This is a genomic window from Ruoffia tabacinasalis (assembly GCF_005864045.1).
Taxonomy (GTDB): domain Bacteria; phylum Bacillota; class Bacilli; order Lactobacillales; family Aerococcaceae; genus Ruoffia; species Ruoffia tabacinasalis.
In genome coordinates, this window is the sequence record NZ_VBSP01000073.1 from 1 (window position 1) to 6,496 (window position 6,496).

Below are 6,496 nucleotides of genomic sequence, written 5' to 3' on the forward strand. Positions count from 1 at the left end.
TTAAAGATGAGAACACAACACAAACTATCGTTGCATAGAGAGACACTTAAACATAGGAATAAAAAAAGAGCCAAGGTGACTGCGTCACCTGGCTCCTCGGTCCACCAACATCAAAAATTCATGAACCGTTTTAACTTCCTGACGCTTTTTTTTGATTGTGTAAATAAGTATTTTAAGCAAAACTTCCCCAAGCAGCATATTGACCTGCAATCGTACCAGTAACAAAGGCAGCTGTAATATTATAGCCACCTGTATAGCCGTTAATATCTAATAACTCCCCGCAGAAGAATAAACCTTGCATGAATTTTGATTCCATTGTTTTAGGATCAACTTCTTTTGTCGATACTCCGCCACCAGTCACAAAGCCTTTTTCAATCGGTTGTGAACCCGTTGCCGTTAATGGGAAGGTTTTGACTGTCTTCCATAAAGCATCCACTTCACTGTGAACAAGCTGTTTATAAGGTTTCGTTGCATCGATATTTGCTAGAAGGCAAACAACTTCTGCCATTCGCTCCGGCATCCACTGTTTTAGAATATTTGTTAATTGCTTTTCACGCGCTTCTTCAGCGGTTTGCTTCATCTCTTCTAATGTTTCATTTGGTGCTAAGTCAATCGATAAATGACATAACTCTTCACCCGTTGCGTGTAAGTATTGGTTCACGTGCCCACTACAACGCAGAATGGCGGGTCCTGAATAACCAAAGTGTGTAAAAATCATATCCATTTGATGATTCACAATAGCTTTTTCACCCACCGGCCCATTCCAAACTTTAACGTTCACATCGCGCAGTGACACACCGCGGAGTAATTTTTCCGAAATAATTCGATCATCGGATAAGAGGGGCGCCTCTGTTGGATATAAACGCTCAATGGAGTGGCCAGCTTTTTTTGCCCAAGCATAAGCATCTCCGGTTGCGCCCGTTTTTGGATAAGCGCGACCACCAGCAGCAAGTACAATTGAATTCGCTGTGATTGTCTCCCCAGCAACGGTCGTCAAGCCTTTTACTCGCTGTGTCTCGCGGTCATAAATTAATGAATCAACCGGATCTTTCATCCGAATTGTTACGCCTAAGTCATTGATAATATCCACTAATGTATCTAAAATCGTACGGGCACGGTCAGTCACAGGGAACATGCGTCCATGATCTTCCTCTTTTAATTCCACACCTGCTTGATTGAAGAATGCGATAATATCTTCCTGATCAAACTGATTTAAAGCACTATATAAAAATTTACCATTCCCAGGAATGTGTGTGATTAGATCCTCACGCGTCGTCCGGTTCGTAACATTACAACGACCGCCGCCGGATAAAAGCAATTTTCGTCCTAATTTAGGATTTTTCTCGATTAATAAAGTGCGTGCCCCTTGTTGAGCAGCGTTAATAGTTGCCATTAAACCGCTTGATCCGCCCCCAATAACGATTACATCATAATCTGTCATATGTCCACCTACTTCTATATATTTCTTGGTCATTATAACAGAAAATATTTATTAAAGTTCGATTTGTGCAAAATTTAAGCGTGTGCGTTTCTCAAGAGTTTTAGTAAATTGATAACTGATTTCAAAATCAACCATCCCGTGAATTAACGTTCCTAGCCCCACTAGGATGATTAAAGTAAATATAAAATTATCTGACGTTGCGTTCACGCCAGCTGCAGTTAAGAGATAAACCACAATCACTTCGGCGATTGCATGAATTAAATTTACAAAGAAACTAAAGAGCGTTCGTGACTTTACGTTTACTAAAGTGTTAGATAGTTTCTTCAAATATAGCGCACCGACTGTCGCGAAAACGATATGCGAAAGGGCACGAAGAACAATCGTGATCGGGAAGCCAGCTGCAACGAAACCTAAAGTAGTCCCAACAGCAACAATGGCTGCAATCTTTGGTGATCGGAACATAGCCATAACAATTGGGATATGACTTCCAAGTGTGTATGAAGCAGGGCCTAAAATAATTTTTATAGGCATAATCATAGGAATTAAAATACCCAGTGCCGTTAATAAACTTGCGATCACTAAATCGCGGGTGTTTTGTCTTTGTTGTGTCATGATGATTCTCCTCGGAAAGTTTTTCGTCATTATATCGTAACTGGACATTAGGTGTCAAGACACCTGTAAAGTGGTGGGGTGATTCAAATACCTCTTTGAATCAAAGAACTTTATTTTCTTATTAGAGAAGGGTATACTTTATATAGAAAAGGAGTGATGTTCATGCCACAATTAGCTTATGAACCATTAACAGAGCCGACTTTAACATGCGAAAAAGTATTTTCAGTTCAACCTATTTTTTCCAAAAAACAAATTCAAAAGTTTTACGATCAGGCGTCAATTAGTCGGGTAGCTATTGGACATGTCATCTCACTAGATGAAGAACAAATTATTCTATTAACTTCAGATGAACCCGAAGAGAATCCAACAGTGACCCAACATTTACTTGAAGATTTACAATTTGAATTAGGGAAGCTAGTGAAACGTGAACCATCATCCGACATTGTAAAAAGACAGCAAAGACTAATTAATAAATACGATCGAATTATTGATGCGATTGAAGCTTTACCAGAAACAAGCGACGAAATCGTTGATCGTGATTTAATTGCTGAAAAATTATCATGTTAATAAGCGGATAAAAACTAAGCAAAAGGAGCGATATATATATAAATGGAACAATTAACTTATGAGGGGCAAGCGAATTCAAATTTAGCTTGTGAACTTGGCTTTCAAAAGAGAAATGTTAAATCAAAAGCACAACTACAAAATTTTTATGACCAAATTTCTAGAAGCAATTCGGCAGCAGGACATATCCTTGGCCTAGGTACAGACCAAGTCATGTTAATGATTGAAGATGCACCAGAAGGCGAAGCTACAGTATGCCAACATTTATTAGAAGATTTACAAAGAGAATTACAAAAGCAAGTTGACCGTGAACCAACCGTGAGTGGTGTCAAAAGACAACAACGTTTAATTAACCGCTATGCAAATATTTTAGAAGCGATTGAAGCTCTGCCAGAAACGAGTGAAGACGCAGAATTTGAAGAATTAACCGTTTCAAGTGTTCATGATTAGACAAAAAAACCGCCTCAAGGCGGTTTTTAATTTTCCGAAAGTAAGATACCAGCAGCTTTCAAACTCGCTTTAATTTGCTCGAATTCTTTAATTGAAGGGGTTGTAATGGTATGGATATGAATTCCATTCGTTAAAGTACTCAACATTTCACCTTCATGTTGCGACATTTGCTGAACAAATTCTTGAATGTCATCATCCGTATTTATTTGAAGTGACGCCTTTATGACACCATAAATAGGATGCTCTACTTCAACATCTTCAATGGCTCCACCTGCGTCAACAATAATTTGAAGTTCTTCCTCTGCTTGCTCAGCAGAATGAAGGCAGGCTAATTTACCGCGGTAACGGCCAGATGCAGCTGCTTTCATCGCTGAAGCAAGAAGGTAACCTTGATTGGTCGCAATAATTTCGATATTTCGAGCCCGTAGCAGGGCAATATCCCCTACAATAATTTGTCTACTTACTGCAAATTTACTTGCCAACTCTGTTGCCTTTATTGGCGCCGGTGCTTCTTCCAGTATTGATACGATCTCGTCACGTCTATCCATTGCTTTCATAAGCCTTCCTCCAATCAAATATTTAATTGTAGTATACCACATAGAATATTTAAAATAATTAACGGAACTTGCTTGACTAAATGAAGTGTTTCATAGTACAATAACTGACGGTATTGTTTACCACCACTATAGAGCCCCGGAAACTCAATAGTAATGTAAACAACTAGTTTTATAAATGGAGGAAAATAACGTGCGTCAAACATATATGGCTAAGAAAAATGAAACTGAACGCAACTGGGTAGTTGTTGATGCAACTGATATCCCATTAGGGCGTCTATCAACTGTAGTGGCTTCAATCTTACGTGGTAAAAATAAACCAACTTATACACCACATGTAGATACTGGAGATTTCGTAATCGTAATCAATGCTGAAAAAGTTGCATTAACAGGTAAGAAAGCATCTGACAAAATGTATCACCGTCACACTGGTCACCCAGGTGGATTAAAATCTACTACTGCTGGTGATTTACGTGAAAACAAACCTGAGCGTTTAATCGAATTATCTGTAAAAGGTATGATTCCTGATAACCGTTTAGGACGCAAACAATTAACTAAATTACACGTCTATCGTGGTGCTGAGCATGGACATGCTGCTCAACAACCAGAAGTATTAGACATCACAAACTTAATTTAAGGAGGGAAAATTTAAATGGCTAAAGCAGAATATTTAGGTACAGGTCGTCGTAAAAACGCGTCAGCTCGTGTACGTTTAGTGCCAGGAACTGGTGTGTTCAACATTAACAACAAATCACTTGAAGAATACATCCCATTCCCTCACTTACACGAAGTAATGAAACAACCATTTGCAGCTACAGAAACATTAGGTAGCTACGACGTTTTAGTAAACGTTCATGGTGGTGGAGTTTCAGGTCAAGCAGGAGCAATCCGTCACGGTATCGCTCGTGCATTATTAAATGTTGATCCTGACTTCCGTCCAACATTAAAATCAGCAGGTCTACTGACTCGTGACCCACGTATGGTTGAACGTAAAAAAGCAGGACGTAAAAAAGCACGTAAGAGTGCACAATTCTCAAAACGTTAATATTTATATATTATATGTTCAAGACACCTTCCTATTGGAGGGTGTCTTTTTTTTGCGGAAATATAGATCTGTGTCCTTGAGAAATCCTCAGGGACACAAAAGTAGTCAAGCGTGCGCTTGAGAAACTCTCAGGGACACAAAAGCAGTCAAACGTGCGCTTGAGAAACTCTCAGGGACACAAAAGCAGTCAAACGTGCGCTTGAGAAATCCTCAGGGACACAAAAGCGTCCAAACGTGCGCTTGAGAAATCCTCAGGGACACAAAAGCAGTCAAACGTGCGCTTGAGAAATCCTCAGGGACACAAAAGTGCCCAAACATGTCCTTGAGAAACTCTCAAGGACACAAATCAGCTCAAACGTGCGCTTGAGAAATCCTCAGGGACACAAAAGTGCCCTAACATGTCCTTGAGAAACTCTCAAGGACACAAATCAGCTCAAACGTGCGCTTGAGAAATCCTCAAGGACACAAAACTACTTAACTATTTTATCTTTGTAACGATATATCTTATTAGGTTGGTAATACTCAATGAGTTTACGTGGGTTTTGATAACCTCTACCATATTTTGTAAAGTTTCGGCGAAGACAGCTATTCAAAAACGACTTATTAAACAGCCCATCAAAATACTCAGTTAACTCATTCAAATAGATCTCTTTATGGTGATACAAAACACCATATTTACAAATTTCTTCAACGGCAAACTTCTCTTTTGAAAAAGAGCTACCGCAAGAGCAAAGGAAATGTCTATTTCCATTATCGAATTCGCGTGATTGGCAAGCAGGGCATTTCCAACCGCGGTGCATCAACTTTTTATCCAGTATTGGCGGCAAGTAGGGGCACTCCAAATCATTTTTCAAAAAGGCATTTATAATCCGTTCAGATTTATGTGAACGAGGGTGAACTTGGATATTACGAAGGTAATTCCGTATTTCATTTGGCATCATGCATTTAATCTCAGTATTTGGTACACCACTTAAACTAGCATGTTGATTTATAAATATTAAATTTCCATTTATCTGAACTTCAGGTAAATTATTCCGGTATAGCCATTCTTTCATAAAGCGGACATGCTCCTGTGCTTTGGATAAGGGGTTGCGAAGTACTTCATTATTATTGACGGAAAATTTATCGTTTTCAAAATGCATCATCCCTTCAAAATTCTTGATATCAACAAGTTCAATTGTTCTGTGATTGAAAATAACGAAATCAATTTGGTGATATTGATCAAATACTTTGAACCAAAAATCCTGGAATACATATACATCTTTATGTAAATATTTAGGAATCCAATCGTGTTTAAACTGTTCCTCCCCAATATCGCCTAATAAACCTATGTGTAATTTATATTTATCTGAAGCATCTAACTGATTAAATTCATTCATAACCATAAGCCATTGTGTTTGTAATGTTTTCATAAATAGCTACACCTCCATATATATATACAAAATTTTTGCCTGATTCCATTAATTTATTTTTCGATTTATAAAAAATGTTTAACGAAATAAAGGACTAATACTCGTTATGTGTTAGAATTAATACAACTGTGTTAGGCAAAGGGAGAGTAGCTTTATTTGCTAGACCAATCAATAAAAGTTCTATAAATATTGGATAGAAGCAATCTTGAATGAGTACACCACATTAGAATCATTGAACTGGAGATAATTATGTCAAATATTATGTTAGTGAAATTACAAGAGAAACATTTTGGTGTGTTGTAAGATGAAACGCAACACTAAAAAAAGACATGAAGATTCGTTATACTTAAGTCACCACAACATAGTATAAGGAGAGAATCTTCATGTCACACACTCATTTTAACACAAAGAAATCTAA

The 6,496-nt window shown here is 38.0% G+C and carries 8 protein-coding genes; 4 read left to right on the plus strand and 4 right to left on the minus strand.

What is annotated here, in order from left to right:
• Positions 1-172 precede the first annotated feature (172 nt).
• Together FEZ33_RS11675 and FEZ33_RS11680 are read right to left on the minus strand one after the other, a co-directional pair.
• On the minus strand, positions 173-1,441 hold the full coding sequence (locus tag FEZ33_RS11675) for a BaiN/RdsA family NAD(P)/FAD-dependent oxidoreductase (RefSeq protein WP_138405547.1): 1,269 nt from the start codon (positions 1,439-1,441) through the stop codon (positions 173-175).
• 51 nt (positions 1,442-1,492) lie between these two features.
• A complete protein-coding gene (locus FEZ33_RS11680) occupies positions 1,493-2,053 on the minus strand; it encodes an ECF transporter S component (RefSeq protein WP_138405548.1) in 561 nt (186 codons plus the stop codon).
• Positions 2,054-2,215: 162 nt separating this feature from the next.
• Between FEZ33_RS11680 and FEZ33_RS11685 the strand changes: the two genes are divergently transcribed.
• A complete protein-coding gene (locus FEZ33_RS11685) occupies positions 2,216-2,620 on the plus strand; it encodes a hypothetical protein (protein ID WP_138405549.1) in 405 nt (134 codons plus the stop codon).
• A 42-nt stretch (positions 2,621-2,662) separates the two neighbouring features.
• Positions 2,663-3,067 carry a hypothetical protein gene (locus tag FEZ33_RS11690; RefSeq protein WP_138405550.1) on the plus strand — a complete coding sequence of 135 codons (405 nt, stop codon included), beginning with the start codon at positions 2,663-2,665 and terminating at the stop codon, positions 3,065-3,067.
• A 26-nt stretch (positions 3,068-3,093) separates the two neighbouring features.
• On the opposite strand, the gene FEZ33_RS11695 is transcribed toward FEZ33_RS11690, so the two are convergent.
• Positions 3,094-3,624, minus strand: a complete 531-nt coding sequence (locus FEZ33_RS11695) for a transcription repressor NadR (RefSeq protein WP_138405551.1) — start codon at positions 3,622-3,624, stop codon at positions 3,094-3,096.
• Positions 3,625-3,814: 190 nt separating this feature from the next.
• Here FEZ33_RS11695 and rplM point away from each other — a divergent pair, with 190 nt between their 5' ends.
• Entirely contained in the window at positions 3,815-4,258 is a 444-nt protein-coding gene (gene rplM, locus FEZ33_RS11700) for a 50S ribosomal protein L13 (RefSeq protein WP_138405552.1), read from the plus strand.
• 15 nt (positions 4,259-4,273) lie between these two features.
• The gene (gene rpsI / locus FEZ33_RS11705) at positions 4,274-4,666 is read left to right on the plus strand and encodes a 30S ribosomal protein S9 (RefSeq protein WP_138405553.1); all 393 of its coding nucleotides are present in this window, start codon (positions 4,274-4,276) and stop codon (positions 4,664-4,666) included.
• Positions 4,667-5,136: 470 nt separating this feature from the next.
• Here rpsI and FEZ33_RS11710 read toward each other — a convergent pair whose 3' ends face one another.
• Positions 5,137-6,078, minus strand: coding sequence for a nuclease-related domain-containing protein (locus FEZ33_RS11710; protein WP_138405554.1), 942 nt, complete (start codon positions 6,076-6,078; stop codon positions 5,137-5,139).
• Positions 6,079-6,496 lie beyond the last annotated feature (418 nt).